Origin of the sequence: Pseudoxanthomonas putridarboris, from assembly GCF_038321125.1 — a bacterium.
In the GTDB taxonomy this organism is placed as follows: Bacteria; Pseudomonadota; Gammaproteobacteria; order Xanthomonadales; family Xanthomonadaceae; genus Pseudoxanthomonas_A; species Pseudoxanthomonas_A putridarboris.
In genome coordinates, this window is record NZ_JBBWWT010000003.1 from 142,972 (window position 1) to 158,579 (window position 15,608).

Genomic DNA, 15,608 nt, shown 5'->3' on the forward strand with positions numbered 1-15,608 from the left:
ATACAGCGGGGATTCCACCGTCGTTGCCCGCACTCCAGCAGCGCCTGGAGATGTCGGTATGCGTGATCGGTGGCGGGTTTGCCGGTCTCAACACGGCGTTGGGATTGGCCGAACGAGGCGTCCGGGATGTCGTCGTGCTCGAGGCCCGGATGCCGGGCTACGGCGCGTCGGGTCGCAACGGCGGCTTCGTGTTCGGCGGTTTCTCGCGTGGCGAGGGCGCGTTGCTGCGCGAACTCGGGCCGTCGCGAGCCCGGGCGCTCTACGCCGGCACGACCGATGCGGTCGAACTGATCCGGCAGCGCATCATCCGCCATGCCATCGCCTGCGACGACACGCGGGCGGGGGTGATCTGGGCCAACTGGTTCCGGGACCAGGACGTGCTGCGCGTCCGGCAACGCCTGCTTGCCGAGCATTACGCCCAGGATTGGCAATGGATGCCGCGCGAGGACGTGCGTGAGCGCATCCGGACCCATCGCTACCACGATGCGTTGTTCGAGCCACAGGCGTTCCATTTCCATCCATTGAAGTACGCCTACGGCATCGCGCGGATAGCGCTCGCACAGGGCGTCTCGGTGTTCGCCCACTCGCCTGCGATCGCGCTGCGGCGCGAAGGAGCGGGCTGGTGCGTGGAGACTCCGCAGGGCCAGGTAAGCGCCAGGAACGTCGTGCTGGCCTGTGGGGGATACCTGGCCGGGCTTCACCGCCGCGTGGATGCGGGCGTCCTTCCCATCGCCACCTACGCCATGGTCACCGAGCCCCTGCATTCGCGAATGGACGACGCGCTGAGGACCCGTGCCGCCATCTACGACACCCGCTTCGCCTTCGACTACTACCGTCCGCTGCCGGACACGCGCCTGCTGTGGGGCGGGCGGATTTCCGTGCGGGATCGCGCACCGGCGGCGGTGAAGCGATTGCTCTACCGCGACCTGATGAAAGTCTTCCCGCAACTGGAAGGCGTCGGCATCGACTACGCCTGGTCGGGCCTGATGAGCTATGCGCGCCATGAGATGCCGCAGATCGGCAAGGTGGACGAAGGATTGTGGCTGGCGCAGGCGTTCGGCGGGCATGGCGTGGCACCCACCACGTTCGCCGGCGAAATCATCGCCGCGGCGATCGCCGAGGGCGATGGGCGCTGGCGCGAATTCTCCGACTACGGCCTCGTCTCGGCCCTGAAGCCGGCGGGATTCGTGGGGGCGCAGCTCGGTTACTGGTGGGCCCAGTTCAAGGACGCCTGGAAGGACAGGATGGAAAGAGGAAAGAGGCCATGAACGACCTGGACACCATCGAGTGGACCGATTTCCAGCGCGTCCTGTTGTGCGCGGGCACCGTGCTGAAAGTGGAGGAATTCCCGCAGGCGCGCAAGCCAGCCTGGAAGCTGTGGGTCGACTTCGGTCCGTACGGGGTGAAGAAAACCAGTGCGCAGGTCAAGGCGCTTTATGCCGCGGAGGATCTCGTTGGCAGGCAGATCGTGGGTGTCATCAACTTTCCGCCGAAACAGGTGGGGCCGTTCCTGTCCGAATTCCTGTTGACAGGCTTCCATACCGACGAAGGCGTGGTCGTCGCCACGGTGGAAAGGCCGGTGCCGGACGGAACCCGAATGGCCTGAGCCCTCGTGTCCGGCCGGTGGAAAAAGAATGGCGCCTTTCGGCGCCATTCGTGATCGGAGTTTCCGGAAAGTCGGCTTCGATCAGAGCGACTCGAAGATGCCCGCCGCGCCCATGCCGGTGCCGATGCACATGGTCACCATGCCGTACTTCTGCTGGCGGCGACGCATGCCGTGCACGATGGTGGCGGTGCGGATCGCACCGGTCGCGCCCAGCGGATGGCCCAGCGCGATGGCGCCACCGAGCGGATTGACCTTCGATGCGTCCAGTTCGCTGTCGCGGATCACGGCCAGCGCCTGCGCGGCGAAGGCTTCGTTGAGTTCGATCCAGTCCAGTTGGTCCTTGGTCAGGCCGGCCTGCTTCAAGGCCTTCGGGATCGCCGCGATCGGGCCGATGCCCATCACTTCCGGGCGCACGCCGGCGACGGAAAAGCTGACGAAGCGCGCCAGCGGGGTGAGGCCGTAATCCTTGATCGCCTGTTCCGAGGCCAGCAGCACGCCGGCCGCGCCGTCGCTCATCTGCGACGAGGTGCCGGCGGTGACGGTGCCGCCGAACTGCGGGTTGCGGAACACGGTGCGCAGCTTGGCCAGGCCTTCCAGCGAGGTGTCGGCGCGCGGGCCTTCGTCCTGTTCGACCAGCAGCTTCTTCAGCCGCACGAGGTTGCCCGCCAGATCGGGTTGGCGGGAGACGACTTCGTACGGGCTGATCTCGTCCTTGAATTCGCCGGCGGCCTGTGCGGCCAGCGCCTTCTGGTGCGATGCCAGGGCGAACGCGTCCTGCTCTTCGCGGCTGACCTTCCATTCCTCGGCGACCTTCTCGGCGGTGATGCCCATGCCGTAGGCGATGGCGACATGGTCGTTGTCGAACACGCTGGGTGCCATCGCGATCTTGTTGCCCATCATCGGCACCATCGACATCGACTCGGTGCCGCCGGCCAGCATCAGGTCGGCATTGCCCAGGCGGATCTGGTCCGCGGCCATCGCCACCGCCTGCAGGCCGGAGGAGCAGAAGCGGTTGATGGTTTGCGCGGCGATGGTGTTGGGCAGGCCGGCCAGCAGCACGCCGATGCGCGCCACGTTCATGCCTTGCTCGCCCTCGGGCATGGCGCAGCCGATGATGGCGTCGTCGATGCGATCGACGTCGATGCCGGGCGCCTGCGCAATCACGGATTTCAGCACGTGCGCCAGCATGTCGTCCGGGCGGGTGTTGCGGAATACGCCTTTCGGCGCCTTGCCGACCGGGGTGCGGGTGGCGGCGACGATGTAGGCTTCTTGGATCTGTTTCATGGCTTTCTCCGAAAGCCGGGATTGGGGATTCGGGAATCGGGATTCGCAAAAGCGAATCCTGTTTCTCCGAACGACTCTTGCACCCGGCGGAATTTTGGAAGGTTGGAAGGAATCGGAGTCCGCTGTTACGAATCTCCAATCCCGAATCCCGAATCTCAGTTCCTCAGCGGCTTGCCCGTCTTCAGCATGTGCGCGATGCGGGCCTGGGTCTTTTCCTGCTGGGCCAGTTCGACGAAGTGCTTGCGCTCCAGTTTCAGCAGCCAGTCCTCGTCCACCAGCGCGCCGCGATCGATCTCGCCGCCGCACAGCACGGTGGCGATGCGCACGGCGATCTCGTAGTCGTAGTCGCTGATGAAGCGGCCTTCCAGCATGTTGACCAGCATCATCTTGAAGGTGGCGATGCCGACGTCGCCGGCCACCTGGATGCGGCGGGCGGGCAGGGGCGGGCGGTAGCCGCTTTCGGCCAGCGCCAGTACCTGCTGCCTGGCCACATACAACTGCTCGTAGGCGTTGAAGACCACGTGGTCGGTCGGGCGCAGCAAGCCCAGTTCCTTGGCCTCCACGGCGGAGGCGGACACCTTGGCCATCGCCACGGTCTCGAAGGTCTTCTTCAGTTCGGCGAACACATCGCCGCCCGGACCCGCCGCCGCGGAAGCGCGCACGGCGAGTTCCTTGAGGCCGCCGCCGGCCGGCAGCAGGCCCACGCCGGCCTCGACCAGGCCGATGTAGCTTTCCAGCGACGCCACCGCCTTGGCGCTGTGCATCTGGAACTCGCAACCGCCGCCCAGGGCCAGGCCGCGCACGGCCGCGACGACCGGCACCAGCGCGTACTTGATGCGCTGGCTGGTGGCCTGGAAGTTGGCGACCATCGCTTCGAACTCGGCGATCTTGCCGGCCTGCAACGCGCCCAGCGCACCGGCCAGGTCGGCGCCGGCGGAGAACGGTTCCTTCGGCTGCCAGATCACCAGGCCCTTGAACTTCTGCTCGGCGATGGCGACCGCTTCCTGCAAGCCATCCAGCACCGCATCGGACACGGTGTTCATCTTGGTCTTGAAGCTGACCACGCCGATGCCGTCGCCGTCGGTCCACAGCCGCACGCCGTCGTTTTCGTAGATCGTCTCGCCCTGCGGGAACACTTCGCCCAGCAGCGGGTCCGGGAAACGCTGGCGCTGGTAGACGGGCAGGGCCGAGCGCGGCAGCTTGGCGTTGCGGGCGGGGCTGTAGCTGCCTTCGGCGGCATGCACGCCCTCGCGTCCGTCGAACACCCAGTTCGGCAGCGGCGCGCTGCTCATGGCCTTGCCGGCGACGATGTCGTCGGCGATCCACTGCGCCACCTGCTTCCAGCCTGCCGCCTGCCAGGTCTCGAACGGGCCCAGCGACCAGCCGTAGCCCCAGCGGATGGCCAGGTCCACGTCGCGCGCGGTGTCGGCGATGTCGGACAGGTGGAAGGCGCTGTAGTGGAACAGGTCGCGGAACACCGCCCACAGGAACTGCGCCTGCGGATGCTCGCTTTCGCGCAGTTTGGCGAACTTCTCGGCCGGGTTCCTGATCTTCAGTATCTCGACCACGTCCGGCGCGGCGGCGCGGTCGGCGGGGCGGTAGTCCTGCTTGGCCAGGTCCAGCACCACGATGTCCTTGCCGACCTTGCGGAAGATGCCCGCGCCGGTCTTCTGGCCCAGCGCGCCCTTGGCGATCAACGCCTCCAGCCACTTCGGCGCGGCGAAGTGCTTGTGCCACGGATCGTCGGGCAGGGTGTCGCCCATGGTCTTGATGACGTGGGCCATGGTGTCCAGGCCGACCACATCGGAGGTGCGGTAGGTGGCCGACTTGGGCCGGCCGATCAGCGGACCGGTGATGGCGTCCACTTCGTCGAAGCCCAGCTTGAACTCCGCCGTGTGGTGGGCGGTGGCCAGGATCGAGAACACGCCGATCCGGTTGCCGATGAAGTTCGGGGTGTCCTTGGCGTAGACCACGCCCTTGCCCAGCGTGGTGGTCAGGAAGGTTTCCAACCCTTCCAGCACCGCGGCGTCGGTGGTCTTGGCCGGGATCAGCTCGGCCAGATGCATGTAGCGCGGCGGGTTGAAGAAGTGCACGCCGCAGAAGCGGTGGCGAAGTTCTTCGGGAAGAACTTCTGCCAACTTGTTGATTCCCAATCCGGACGTGTTGCTGGCCAGTACGGCATGGCCAGCCACGAACGGCGCGATCTTCTTGTACAGGTCCTGCTTCCAGTCCATCCGCTCGGCGATGGCCTCGATGATCAGGTCGCAGCCCTTCAGGTGTTCGAGCCCGGTTTCGTAGTTGGCCGGAGTGATCGCCTCGGCCAGCGACTTGCCGGCCAGCGGGGCAGGGCTCAGCTTGGCCAGGTTGGCGATCGCCTTCAGCACGATGCCGTCGGGATGACCGTCCTTGGCGGGCAGGTCGAACAGCACCGTATCGACGCCGGCGTTGGTCAGGTGCGCGGCGATCTGTGCGCCCATGACACCGGCGCCGAGCACGGCCGCCTTGCGTACAAGTAGTTTCTGAGACATATTCATCAACCTATTGTAATTTAAAGAAAATTTAGCCACGTATCATGCGGGCGAACACGAATACAGCCCCTTACGAAGAGCCTGCTGCCTTATCCGTGCTCATCCGCATCATCCGTGGCGGCTCAGCTTTTCAATCCGGCCGCGGCGAAGCGGATCAGTTCCTGTGCAGCCCGCTGACGATGCGCCACCTCGGTGACATTGGCGGGACGCTTGATCAGGCCGAAGTCGGCCATGGCGTAGGTCAGCGCACCGGAAAAGAAGTCCAGGCGCCAGTACAACTCTTCCTTGCTCAGCGCCGGGACGCAGGCGGCGATGGCCTTGCCGAACTCGCGCAGCACGTGGCCGTAGTGGTCGGACAGGAACTGGCGCAGGCCGTCGTTCTTCTCGGCGTAGGCGCGGGCGATCACCCGGACGAAGGCGCCGCCGCCGTGACGGTCCTGGGCCAGCGCCAGCGCGGGCTCGACGAAGGCGGCAAGGATGGGTTCCAGTTCGCCCGGCCGCTCGGCCAGGGCCTTCTGCAGCTGGGACAGGCGGGCCGCGGTCATGTCGTCCATCCTGCGGCGGAAGACCTCGTTGACCAGGTTCTCCTTGCTGCCGAAGTGGTAGTTGACCGCGGCGATGTTGACGTCGGCCCGGCTGGTGACCTGGCGCAGCGAGGTGCCGGCGAAGCCGTGCTGGGCGAACAGTTCTTCGGCGGCCCCCAGGATCCGTTCCTTGGTGGAAAAGTGCGTGGCGTTGCCCAATGGAGTCTCCGGCTTAATCAAACGCTTGTTTGATTCATTGTCCGCCTGTCGTCCGCGACTGTCATGCTGCTAAGCAGCAATCCGGTCGAAAGGACCCGCTGCATCCTGCGCCGGGATACGTTAGAATCTCGCTACGCTTTCTGGTCTAAGCCCGCGTTTCGACGCGGGTTTTTTATGTTAACCTTGGGCCCTTTAGTGGCCCGCCCAACGGAGAAAATCCCCATGGCGCTGGAGCGCACCCTGTCGATCGTCAAGCCCGATGCCGTTGCCAAGAACGTCATCGGCGAAATCTATGCACGTTTCGAAAAGGCCGGCCTGAAGATCGTGGCCAGCAAGATGAAGCACCTGTCGCGTCGTGAAGCCGAAGGTTTCTACGCCGTGCACCGCGAGCGCCCGTTCTTCAACGCGCTGGTCGAGTTCATGATCTCCGGCCCGGTCGTCGTGCAAGTGCTGGAAGGCGAGAACGCGGTCCTCAAGCATCGCGAAATCCTCGGCGCCACCAATCCGAAGGAAGCCGCGCCGGGCACGATCCGCGCCGACTTCGCCGACTCCATCGACGCCAATGCCGCGCACGGTTCGGATTCGGTCGAGAACGCGAACATCGAGATCGCCTATTTCTTCGCCGCCACCGAAGTGTTCTCGCGCTAAGCAGCAGGCGATGAGCAGCCACGAACTAGCGCCGATCGAATTGAAGCTGGCCACGGATGCGCAATCCGTGGCCGTCGGCGCGGTCGTGTCCGCGAAACAGAACCTGCTGGACCTGGACCGGGAAGGCATGGAGCGTTTCTTCGTCGAGCGACTCGGCGAACAGAAGTTCCGCGCCCACCAGGTGATGAAGTGGATCCATCACCGCTACGTCACCGAGTTCGAACAGATGACCGACCTCGGCAAGAACCTGCGAGCCAAGCTGCAGGAACATGCCGAGGTCGTCGTCCCCGGCATCGTGTTCGACAAGCCCTCCGCCGACGGCACCCACAAGTGGCTGCTGGGCATGGGCGTGGACGGCAAGAACGCGGTGGAAACCGTCTACATCCCCGACAAGAACCGCGGCACGCTGTGCGTGTCGTCGCAGGTGGGTTGCGGGCTGAACTGCACGTTCTGCTCCACCGCCACCCAGGGCTTCAACCGCAACCTGACCACCGCCGAGATCATCGGGCAGGTGTGGATCACCGCGCGCCACCTGGGCAACGTGCCCGCGCAGAACCGCCGTCTCACCAACGTGGTGATGATGGGCATGGGCGAGCCGCTGCTGAACTTCGACAACGTGGTGCGCGCCATGAACATCATGCGCGACGACCTGGGCTACGGCCTCGCCAGCAAGCGGGTGACGCTGTCCACGTCCGGCCTGGTGCCGATGATCGACAGGCTTTCGACCGAGACCGACGTGTCGCTGGCGGTGTCGTTGCACGCCCCGAACGACGCGCTGCGCGAACAGTTGGTGCCGCTCAACAGGAAGTATCCGATCGCCGAGCTGATGGCGTCCTGCGCCCGCTACCTGCGCGCCAACAAGAAGCGCGAATCGGTGACCTTCGAATACACGCTGATGAAGGGCGTCAACGACCAGCCCGAACACGCGCGCCAGCTTGCGCAGCTGATGCGCAAGTTCGGCAATGCGGTGCAGTCGAAGGATGCGGGCAAGGTCAACCTGATCCCTTTCAATCCGTTCCCCGGCACCCGCTACGAACGCGCGCCGGAAGAGGACATCCGCGCCTTCCAGAAACTGCTGCTCGATGCCCACGTGCTGACCATGGTCCGGCGCACGCGCGGCGACGACATCGACGCGGCCTGCGGACAGCTCAAGGGGCAGGTGATGGACCGCACCCGCCGGCAGGCCGAATTCCGCCGCCACCTGCAGGAACAGGGCATCGACGATGCGGCATAAGGGGTTCTGGCTGTTGCTCGTCCCCATACTGCTGGCCACCGGCTGCAGCCGCCTGACCTTCGTCAAACCGAAGATGGAGCGCAAGGACGGCGAGCAGATCGCCGAGGACTACCACGTCAAGGACAGTCCCGAGGTCAAGCGCCGCCAGGCCATCCAGGGCATGCTGTCGCGTTCGGTGCAGCGCCTGCAGACCGGCGAACTGGATGCCGCGGCCCGCGAGGCGCAGGCCGCGCTGAAGCTGGATCCGAATTCGGTCGACGCGACCACCATGATGGCGGTCGTCGAGGATCGCCGCGGCCGCTCCAAGCAGGCGGGCGAACTGTACAAGCGCGCCGCGGAACTGGCCCCGCAGCAGGGCATGGTGCAGAACAACTACGGCACCTGGCTGTGCGCGAACGGCTTCGCGCCCGAATCCCTGGTGTGGTTCGACCGCGCCTTGCGCGCGCCGGACTACCCGACGCCGGCGATGGCGCTGGCCAATGCCGGCAATTGCGCGCTGTCGTCCGGCCAGATCGAACGGGCCGAGCGCGACCTGCGGCAGGCGCTTTCCCTCGACCCGTCCAACGCCACCGCACTGGGTGCGCTGGCGGAAGTCGAATTCCGGCATCAGCGCTACTTGCCGGCGCGCGCGTTCGTGGAGCGTCGCCTGGCGGCTGCACCAGCCAACGCCAGCGTGTTGAAACTCGCATCACAGATTGAAGAAAGACTCGGCGACAAGGCCGCTGCCAGCCGATATGTTCAGCGACTTCGGGCGGAGTTCCCCGACGCGGTGGACGTCACAACTGGGGGAAAAGCAGGGCCATGACGGATTTCGATGTGGGATCGCAGCACCCGCAGGGCTGCGGGGAATCGCTGCGGGCGGCGCGCGAACGCGCCGGAATGTCGCTTCAGGATGTCAGCCAGCGATTGAAGATGCCAAGCCGGGTGCTGCAGGCCCTGGAGGCCGGGCAGTGGGAGCAGCTGGGGGGAGCCGTGTTCGTGCGCGGCCAGTTGCGCAGCTACGCCCGGCTGGTGGGGATCGACGTGGAGCCGTTCCTTCAGCAGGCCGCGATCGGCCCGGTGCAGCCGGCCGAACTGGTCAGCCACAGCTATACGCCGCGCTTCCAGCATTTCTTCGAGAGCGCCAAGCGCCGCGCCGTGTACGTGGTGCTGACCGTGGTCATCGTCACCCCGGTGTGGATGGGCCTTCGCCCGCAACTGGGCAAGAGTCCCGCGAACACGACCGCGTCGCTGGACGTGGTCCCGGCCGAGACCGCCGGCCCGGCGCAGACCCACGGAAGGCCAGCGGCCACGCGGTCGCAGGCGACGCCGTACGTGGCCTCGATGGCGCCGATTCCGCGCGCTGCCGCGCCCTGGTTGTCGTTGCGTTTCAAGGGCGACAGCTGGGTGGAGGTCAACGCGCCCGACGGACGCAAGGTCGAGCACGCATTGATCAAGTCGGGCGAGGAGCGTCGCTACGCGCGGGGCGAGGTGGGCCGCGTCAAACTGGGCGATGCCACAGCGGTCGAGGTTCAGCATGCGGGTAGTACGGTGGATCTGGCGCCGTACCAGCGAGCGAACGTCGCACGCTTTGCGGTATCCTCTGAGGGTTCCCTAGCGCCGGTCGGTGACTGACCCGCGCGCGGGTTTGTCCAACCAAGACCAAGACCCCGCCTCGACGGGGCAAGAGAGCGCATGGCGATTGATGATCTGCTCGACGAGCACGAACAAAGCGAACGTGTCCGCAGCTGGCTGAGGAACAATGGCGCCGGCCTGATCGGCGGCGTGGCCCTCGGCCTTGCGGTCATCCTGGGCTGGCAATGGTGGCAGAAGGACCAGGCCCGGAAGAACGAGCAGGCCCACCAGGATTACCAGGCCGCCCTGGAGGGGGCCGCCGGCAACGACCTCAAGCAGGCCCAGGCCGTCGTCGCCAAGCTCTCCGCCGAAGACGAGATCTATGCCGATCTGGCCGGGCTGCAACTGGCCAAGGCCCAGGTGCAGGCAGGGGAACGCGACGCGGCCATCGCCACGCTGCGTGCACTGACTCCCGATGCTTCGCTTCGCCCCATCGTCAACCTGCGCCTGGCGCGCCTGTTGAACGACGCCGGCAAGCACGACGAAGCCCTGAAGCTGCTGGCACAGGCGGACGATGCGTCCAGCCTGGAAGCGCGCGGCGACGCCCTGCTCGCCGCCGGCAAGGCCAAGGAAGCGCAGGAGGCCTATACCAAGGCCCTGACCACGCTGGACGTGGCCTCGCCGCAGCGCCGCCTGGTCGAATTGAAGCTGGCCGGCGCCGGCGGCACGCCGCCGAAGACGGGAGACAACGCCTGATGCGTGCTTCCTCTTCCGTGTTATCGCGGTTGCTGATCGCCGCGACCCTGCTGGTCGCCTTGGCGGGCTGCAGCACCATCAAGGGCTGGTTCGGCAGCAAAGAAAAGGAAGGCGAGAAGCCGACCGAGCCGGCCAAGCTCACCGACTTCGCCGCCAGCACGAACGTTTCCAAGCTCTGGAGCGCCAACGCCGGCAAGGGCGAGGGCCGCGTCGGCGTGCAGCAGACGCCGTCGATCAACGACGGTCGCGTGTATGCCGCGGCGGTGGAAGGCGGCGTGCGCGCCTTCGACCTGCAGACCGGCAGGTCCGTCTGGCAGTACAAGTCCAAGCTGCGCCTCTCCGGCGGTCCCGGTTCGGGCGATGGCCTGGTGGCGGTCGGTACGCTGGACGGCCAGGTGATCGTGCTTGACGCCTCCACCGGCGCCGAGAAGTGGCAGGCCAAGGTGCCCAATGAAGTCATCGCCGCGCCCGCCATCGGGCAGGGCATGGTCTTCGTCCGCACCAACGATGGCCGCGTCTCCGCGTTCGATGCCGCCAGCGGCGAGCGCCGCTGGTTCTGGAACAACGAGTTGCCCAGCCTGACCGTGCGCGGCAATGCGCCGGTGGTACTGGGGCCCGGCGTGCTGTTCATCGGCAACGACGATGGCACGGTGACCGCGCTGGCCGCCAACGACGGCCGCCCGCTGTGGACGCAGGCGGTCGGGATTCCCGAAGGCCGCACCGAACTGGAGCGCATGGCCGACGTGGACGGTGCCCCGGTGCTGGAAGGCACCACGCTGTTCGCCACCAGCTACAAGAAGGAAACCGTCGCCATCGAGGGCCCGTCGGGCCGCCCGTTGTGGACGCGCGAGAACGGTGGCGCCGGCGGCCTCGGCGTCACCAGCAGCGCGGTGCTGGTGTCCGACCCGGCCGGCACGGTGTGGGCGCTGGACAAGTACAGCGGCGCTGCGTTGTGGTCGAACACCACGCTGGCCCGCCGTTCGCTGACCGCGCCGACCATCCATGGCGACTACGCCGTGGTCGGCGACTTCGACGGCTACCTGCACTGGTTGAAGCTGGACAACGGCGAGCAGGCCGCGCGCGCGCGCGTCGGCGGCAAGACGCTGCGCGGCAAGCCGGTCGAAGCCGGCGGCGTCCTGGTCGTGCAGGACGTGGAGGGCGGCCTGACCGCGTTCGGCTTCAGGTGATCCAGCGGGCCGGGGCGCATCCGGCCCCGGCGATCCTGCCGACACTGCGTTGTGGAAGGGCCGCCTCGCGGCCCTTCTTCGCGACGGAGCGCGCATTTCCCGATACCATGACGGCCCGTTCCGTACCGGAACGGCCGCCTCGCGCGTGCCGCGCCGCCGTTCCGGCATTCCTTCATCCCTTCCTGGTTGTGTCCCGATGCTTCCCCTCGTTGCCCTGGTCGGTCGCCCCAATGTCGGCAAGTCGACGCTGTTCAATGCGCTGACACGCAGCCGCGACGCGCTGGTGCACGACCAGCCGGGCGTGACCCGCGACCGCCATTACGGCGTCTGCCGGCTGGATGCGGACGAGCCCTTCCTGGTCGTGGATACCGGCGGCATCGCCGGCGAAGAGGAAGGCTTGGCCGGCGCCACCGCGCGGCAGGCCCGCGCCGCCGCCGAGGAAGCCGATCTGGTGCTGTTCATCGTCGATGGCCGCGAAGGCCCATCGGCGCTGGACGACGACATCCTGGCCTGGCTGCGCAAGGCCGCGCGGCCCACGCTGCTGGTCATCAACAAGATCGATGGCATCAACGAATCCACCGCGCTGGCCGATTTCGCCCGCTACGGCTTCGCCGACGTCACCACCATCTCGGCGTCGCATCGCCAGGGTATCGACGACCTGCTGGAGGAAGTGCATGCGCGCCTGCCGGAAGAAGGCACGGGCGAAGCGCTGGACCAGGATCCCTCGCGCATGCGCGTCGCCTTCGTCGGCCGTCCCAACGTGGGCAAGTCCACGCTGGTGAACCGCCTGCTGGGCGAGGAACGCATGATCGCGTCCGAGGTCCCTGGCACCACCCGCGATTCCATCGCCGTGGACATGGAGCGCGACGGTCGCCAGTACCGCCTGATCGACACCGCCGGCCTGCGCCGCAAGGGCAAGGTGGAAGAGGCGGTGGAGAAGTTCAGCGTGGTCAAGACGCTGCAAGCCATCGAGCAATGCCAGGTGGCCGTGCTGCTGCTGGACGCCACCGAAGGCGTCACCGACCAGGATGCCAGCGTGCTCGGCGCCGTCCTGGACGCCGGCCGCGCGCTGGTGGTGGCGATCAACAAGTGGGATGGCCTGACCAGCTACCAGCGCGAGCAGGCCGAGGCGCTGCTGTCGCGCAAGCTCGGCTTCGTCGAATGGGCCGAGGCGGTGCGCATCTCGGCCATGCACGGCTCGGGCCTGCGCGAGCTGTTCCGCGCCATCCACCGCGCGCACGCGTCGGCGACGAAGGAATTCGGCACCAGCGAAGTCAACAAGGCGCTGGAAATCGCCTACGAGACCAACCCGCCGCCGAGCATCCGCGGCCACGTCTCCAAGCTGCGCTACGTGCATCCGGGCGGCGCCAATCCGCCGACCTTCATCGTGCACGGCACGCGCCTCAAGGTGTTGCCGGAATCCTACAAGCGCTACCTGGAGAACTTCTTCCGCAAGCGCTTCAAGCTGGTCGGCACGCCGGTGCGCTTCGTCTTCCGCGAGGGCGCCAACCCGTACGAGGGCAAGAAGAACGTGCTGACCGAGAAGCAGGTCGCCAAGAAGCGGCGGATGATCCGGCACGTTAAGCGCGGCAAGTGAGCGAATACCCGGCCCGCGTGAGTTTCGCCGTGGCCCTCAACCTCATCAGCGAGGTGGCCGAGGGATGGATGACCGACACCGAACAGGTCGCCGTGAACCGGGCCGGCGGACGCGTGCTGGCCGAGGACATCGCGGCGCCGATCCCGTTGCCGCCGTTCGACAACAGCCGCATGGACGGCTTCGCCTTCGCCCATGCCAGCCTGGTGCCCGGCAGGGAGACTGCGTTGCGCCTGGTCGGCGAACAGTTCGCCGGCCGCCTGCGCGACCTGACGGTCGGGCCGGGCGAATGCGTGCGCATCACCACCGGCGCACCGTTGCCCGCCGGCACGGACACCATTGCGATCAAGGAGGGCGCCAGCGAACGCGAGGGCGTCGTCCGCATCCCCGCCGGCGTGGCGCAAGGCGCCGACATCCGCCGCACGGGCGAGGACGTGCCGCTTGGTGCGCGGGTGCTGACCGCGGGCCAGCCGCTCACGCCTGCGCGCGTGGCGTTGGCGGCGGCGCTGGGCATCGCTTCGCTGCGGGTCGCGCGGCGGCCCACGGTGGCGGTGTTCACCGCCGGCGACGAACTGGTCGAGCCCGGCCTGCCACTGGCGCCGGGGCAGATCTACAACGGCAATCGCGAACTGCTGATGGGCCTGCTGCGCGCCGAAGGCCTGGAGCCGACCGCATGGCCCACGTTGCCCGACGACCTCGCGCGCATGACCACCGCGCTGACCGATGCCGCGTCGGCCTTCGATGTCGTCGTCACCTGCGGCGGCGTGTCGGCCGGAGAGAAGGACCATCTCCCAGCGCTGCTGGCCGCGCACGGACGCATCCATTTCTGGAAGGTGCGGATGAAGCCCGGCATGCCGGTGCTGTTCGGCCAGATGGACCGCGCGTTGTTCCTGTGCCTGCCCGGCAACCCGGTCTCAACGCTGGCCACGTTCCTGACGCTGGGGCGGGCGCTGCTGGATGGCCTGCAAGGGCGCCGCGAACCGCGCCCGCAATGGAAGGCCCGGCTGAAGGCAGCCTGGCGCAAGAGCCACGACCGGTTGGAGTTCCTGCGCGGCCGGCTGGACGGTGGGCAGGACGGTCGACTGCACGTCGTGCCGAACGGCGCCGATGCTTCGCACCAGTTGCGGGCGGCGGCGGACAGCAACGCACTGATCGTGTTGCCCGAAGGCGCGCGCGACTATGCGTCGGGCGACGTGGTCGACGTGATCGGCTACTGACGCGGACAGCGTGTTCCATGCGCCGTGCGCACCGGCGGTAGCGGCTTCGGGGATAATGCCGCCATGGCGATCCGCGAAATCACGCCGGCCGAGGTGGCCGCACTGCTGGCGCAAGGCAGCGTCTTCGTCGATGTGCGCGAGGACCACGAACGCGCCGGCGGCCAGGCCGAAGGTGCGCGCGGCATTCCCAGGGCGCGGCTGGAAGCCGACCCCGTGGCGCACCTGCCGGACCGCGGCGCCAGCATCGTGCTGATCTGCCAGGCGGGCGGACGCTCGATGGCCGCGGCGCGCGCGCTGGAAGCCGCCGGTTACACGCGGCTGGCCTCGGTCGCCGGCGGCACCACGCGCTGGATCGAGGAACAGCGGCCCGTCGTCAGGCCGGCGCTGTCCGCCGACGCGCGGGATTTCAACGAGCGCTATTCGCGCCACCTGCTGTTGCCGGAAGTCGGCGTGGCCGGCCAGCAGCGCCTGCAGGAGTCGCGCGTGCTGATGATCGGCGCGGGCGGACTGGGTTCGCCGGCCGCGTTCTATCTGGCCGCGGCCGGAGTGGGCCGCCTGCGCATCGCCGACGACGACGTGGTGGACCGCAGCAACCTGCAGCGGCAGATACTGCATACCGAATCCAGCGTCGGCACGCCCAAGGTCGCCTCGGCGCAGGCGACGCTGACGGCGCTCAACCCGCGTACGCAGGTGGAAGCGGTGGCCGAACGGGTCACGGCCGCCAACGTCGAACGGCTGCTGGACGGCGTGGACGTGGTGGTCGACGGCGCCGACAACTTCCCCGCGCGCTACCTGCTCAACGATGCCTGCGTGAAGCTGGGCAAACCGCTGGTGTACGGCGCGGTGCAACGCTTCGAAGGGCAGGTGAGTGTGTTCGACGCGGGCCGGCATCGCGGGGAGCAGCCGTGCTACCGCTGCCTGTTCCCGGAACCGCCGCCGCCCGAGTTCGCGCCCAATTGCGCCGAGGCCGGCGTGCTGGGCGTGCTGCCCGGTGTGATCGGCCTGCTGCAGGCCACCGAGGCGATCAAGCTGCTGCTGCGTGTTGGCGAGCCGTTGACCGGCCGGCTGCTGCATTTCGATGCATTGGCGATGCGCTTCCGCGAGACGCGGTTGCGCCACGATCCGGATTGCGCGGTATGCGCGGCCGGCCGGGCCTTCCCGGGCTACATAGACTATGCGGCCTTCTGCCGCGCGTCGCCCTGACCGAACTTGAGCGCAGGGGTTGTTGAGGCTAGTCTGCGGTGGCCTGCCTTGCCG

At 67.4% G+C, this 15,608-nt stretch carries 14 protein-coding genes; 11 read left to right on the plus strand and 3 right to left on the minus strand.

Going from position 1 to position 15,608, the window contains the following annotated elements:
• The first annotated feature begins 23 nt into the window (after positions 1-23).
• Entirely contained in the window at positions 24-1,268 is a 1,245-nt protein-coding gene (locus tag AAD027_RS08145; protein WP_341725526.1) for an NAD(P)/FAD-dependent oxidoreductase, read from the plus strand.
• A complete protein-coding gene (locus tag AAD027_RS08150; RefSeq protein WP_345786437.1) occupies positions 1,265-1,606 on the plus strand; it encodes a tRNA-binding protein in 342 nt (113 codons plus the stop codon). Before AAD027_RS08145 ends, AAD027_RS08150 begins: the two co-directional genes overlap by 4 nt.
• Positions 1,607-1,687: 81 nt before the next feature.
• Here the strand turns inward: AAD027_RS08150 and AAD027_RS08155 are convergent, their stop codons facing one another.
• The 3 genes from AAD027_RS08155 to AAD027_RS08165 all read right to left on the minus strand — a co-directional run bounded on the left by AAD027_RS08155 (position 1,688) and on the right by AAD027_RS08165 (position 6,161).
• A complete protein-coding gene (locus AAD027_RS08155; RefSeq protein ID WP_341725527.1) occupies positions 1,688-2,890 on the minus strand; it encodes an acetyl-CoA C-acyltransferase in 1,203 nt (400 codons plus the stop codon).
• Between the two features lie 155 nt (positions 2,891-3,045).
• On the minus strand, positions 3,046-5,418 hold the full coding sequence (locus AAD027_RS08160; protein WP_341725866.1) for a 3-hydroxyacyl-CoA dehydrogenase/enoyl-CoA hydratase family protein: 2,373 nt from the start codon (positions 5,416-5,418) through the stop codon (positions 3,046-3,048).
• Between the two features lie 122 nt (positions 5,419-5,540).
• Positions 5,541-6,161, minus strand: coding sequence for a TetR/AcrR family transcriptional regulator (locus tag AAD027_RS08165; protein ID WP_341725528.1), 621 nt, complete (start codon positions 6,159-6,161; stop codon positions 5,541-5,543).
• Between the two features lie 222 nt (positions 6,162-6,383).
• On the opposite strand from AAD027_RS08165, the gene ndk reads away from it, so the two are divergent.
• The 9 genes from ndk (at position 6,384) to moeB (ending at position 15,554) form a co-directional block, all read left to right on the plus strand.
• Positions 6,384-6,809 (plus strand): nucleoside-diphosphate kinase, encoded by a 426-nt coding sequence (gene ndk / locus AAD027_RS08170; protein WP_341725529.1) that lies wholly within the window; start codon positions 6,384-6,386, stop codon positions 6,807-6,809.
• A 10-nt stretch (positions 6,810-6,819) separates the two neighbouring features.
• The gene (gene rlmN, locus AAD027_RS08175; protein WP_341725530.1) at positions 6,820-8,043 is read left to right on the plus strand and encodes a dual-specificity RNA methyltransferase RlmN; all 1,224 of its coding nucleotides are present in this window, start codon (positions 6,820-6,822) and stop codon (positions 8,041-8,043) included.
• Positions 8,033-8,848 carry a type IV pilus biogenesis/stability protein PilW gene (gene pilW, locus AAD027_RS08180; protein WP_425605419.1) on the plus strand — a complete coding sequence of 272 codons (816 nt, stop codon included), beginning with the start codon at positions 8,033-8,035 and terminating at the stop codon, positions 8,846-8,848. Before rlmN ends, pilW begins: the two co-directional genes overlap by 11 nt.
• A complete protein-coding gene (locus AAD027_RS08185; protein WP_341725531.1) occupies positions 8,845-9,657 on the plus strand; it encodes a helix-turn-helix domain-containing protein in 813 nt (270 codons plus the stop codon). The genes pilW and AAD027_RS08185 overlap by 4 nt, the downstream gene beginning before the upstream one ends.
• Positions 9,658-9,717: 60 nt before the next feature.
• On the plus strand, positions 9,718-10,353 hold the full coding sequence (locus AAD027_RS08190) for a YfgM family protein (protein ID WP_341725532.1): 636 nt from the start codon (positions 9,718-9,720) through the stop codon (positions 10,351-10,353).
• Positions 10,353-11,540, plus strand: coding sequence for an outer membrane protein assembly factor BamB (bamB, locus tag AAD027_RS08195; RefSeq protein ID WP_341725533.1), 1,188 nt, complete (start codon positions 10,353-10,355; stop codon positions 11,538-11,540). Before AAD027_RS08190 ends, bamB begins: the two co-directional genes overlap by 1 nt.
• A gap of 196 nt (positions 11,541-11,736) precedes the next feature.
• Positions 11,737-13,137, plus strand: a complete 1,401-nt coding sequence (gene der, locus AAD027_RS08200) for a ribosome biogenesis GTPase Der (RefSeq protein ID WP_341725534.1) — start codon at positions 11,737-11,739, stop codon at positions 13,135-13,137.
• On the plus strand, positions 13,134-14,351 hold the full coding sequence (locus AAD027_RS08205; protein WP_341725535.1) for a molybdopterin molybdotransferase MoeA: 1,218 nt from the start codon (positions 13,134-13,136) through the stop codon (positions 14,349-14,351). Before der ends, AAD027_RS08205 begins: the two co-directional genes overlap by 4 nt.
• A gap of 63 nt (positions 14,352-14,414) precedes the next feature.
• Positions 14,415-15,554 carry a molybdopterin-synthase adenylyltransferase MoeB gene (gene moeB / locus AAD027_RS08210; protein WP_341725536.1) on the plus strand — a complete coding sequence of 380 codons (1,140 nt, stop codon included), beginning with the start codon at positions 14,415-14,417 and terminating at the stop codon, positions 15,552-15,554.
• Positions 15,555-15,608 lie beyond the last annotated feature (54 nt).

Excerpts from the sequence above, each read along its gene's own strand:
- AAD027_RS08150 (WP_345786437.1), top strand. The coding sequence starts at position 1,265 with ATGAACGACCTGGACACCATCGAGTGGACCGATTTCCAGCGCGTCCTG.
- AAD027_RS08155 (WP_341725527.1), bottom strand. The coding sequence starts at position 2,890 with ATGAAACAGATCCAAGAAGCCTACATCGTCGCCGCCACCCGCACCCCG.
- AAD027_RS08160 (WP_341725866.1), bottom strand. The coding sequence starts at position 5,418 with ATGTCTCAGAAACTACTTGTACGCAAGGCGGCCGTGCTCGGCGCCGGT.
- ndk (WP_341725529.1), top strand. The coding sequence starts at position 6,384 with ATGGCGCTGGAGCGCACCCTGTCGATCGTCAAGCCCGATGCCGTTGCC.
- rlmN (WP_341725530.1), top strand. The coding sequence starts at position 6,820 with ATGAGCAGCCACGAACTAGCGCCGATCGAATTGAAGCTGGCCACGGAT.
- pilW (WP_425605419.1), top strand. The coding sequence starts at position 8,033 with ATGCGGCATAAGGGGTTCTGGCTGTTGCTCGTCCCCATACTGCTGGCC.
- AAD027_RS08185 (WP_341725531.1), top strand. The coding sequence starts at position 8,845 with ATGACGGATTTCGATGTGGGATCGCAGCACCCGCAGGGCTGCGGGGAA.
- AAD027_RS08190 (WP_341725532.1), top strand. The coding sequence starts at position 9,718 with ATGGCGATTGATGATCTGCTCGACGAGCACGAACAAAGCGAACGTGTC.
- bamB (WP_341725533.1), top strand. The coding sequence starts at position 10,353 with ATGCGTGCTTCCTCTTCCGTGTTATCGCGGTTGCTGATCGCCGCGACC.
- der (WP_341725534.1), top strand. The coding sequence starts at position 11,737 with ATGCTTCCCCTCGTTGCCCTGGTCGGTCGCCCCAATGTCGGCAAGTCG.
- moeB (WP_341725536.1), top strand. The coding sequence starts at position 14,415 with ATGGCGATCCGCGAAATCACGCCGGCCGAGGTGGCCGCACTGCTGGCG.